The organism is Streptomyces chiangmaiensis (assembly GCF_036281785.1).
In the GTDB taxonomy this organism is placed as follows: Bacteria; Actinomycetota; Actinomycetes; order Streptomycetales; family Streptomycetaceae; genus Streptomyces; species Streptomyces chiangmaiensis.
In genome coordinates this window covers 1-837 of the sequence record NZ_JAYWVC010000655.1, presented here as the reverse complement: position 1 = coordinate 837, position 837 = coordinate 1, and the positions used below count along the sequence as shown (strand labels likewise).

At 70.8% G+C, this 837-nt stretch carries 1 pseudogene; it reads right to left on the bottom strand.

From position 1 onward, the window contains the following. Nucleotides 1-686 precede the first annotated feature (686 nt). Nucleotides 687-837: pseudogene (locus tag VXC91_RS47415) on the bottom strand (IS3 family transposase); the annotation flags it as partial.

Genomic DNA, 837 nt, shown 5'->3' with positions numbered 1-837 from the left:
TCGGCCCTCAGCACCATGCTGATCAGCGAGCTGCACAGCATCACAGAGACATCGGTTTCAGCCGGAACGAACACCTCGTGATCCCGAACGGGGCCTACACCTCGTCAGGGCTCGCAGAAGCACCCTCAGCGCGCGCCCGGATTTACTGTGCCCCCGGCGTGCACCGAAGGTGCGCTGGACTGCTGATCAGCTAAGCGATTCCATGCGGACCGTAGGGTCCGGTGCGGGTTCTGCCCACCTGGGCGGGAAGCGTGAGCGTGCAGGTGGAAGCCCGCGCCCAGTGCTGCCCCTTGTGGCCGGTGTCGGCTGGTGGTGGGTGTGCTGATCGTGGTCACGCCCTGGTGCCGGTGGGCTGCGCGAGGCAGCCGGGTCCGGTCCGTCGGTGCGTATCCCCCCGGACGCTGGCCGGCACGAGCGGTAGGTCGTGCCGGGGAGGGAACCCCGCGTCGCCTGGGCGCGGGGCGGTTGGTGCTCGGCCGGGTGGGGCCGGTCTTCGACCGGCCCGATCATGTGGGCGGGCTTTCGCCCTGGGGGCGAAACCCCGTTTCCTGCCCTGCTCCGCAGGGGTCCGACTCCTCCCCGGCCCGAAGGCCGGGGCGTCCTCGGAGGTATTTGGTGAAGACGCGGCCTACCAGGTCCGGGGCCGGGGCAGCCATAGCGTCCTGCTTCGTCAGGTGGCGGCGCCGGCGGCGGGTGATCCCGCGGATGTCGCGCTCGCGCATGATCCGCTCGACCCTCTTCCGGTTGATGCCGTGGCCCTTCCGCCGCAGCTCGGCGTGCACCCGCGGGCCGAGACCGTCGCCGACCCCGGGAAGCTGGCCCGTTTCGTGTCCTTCA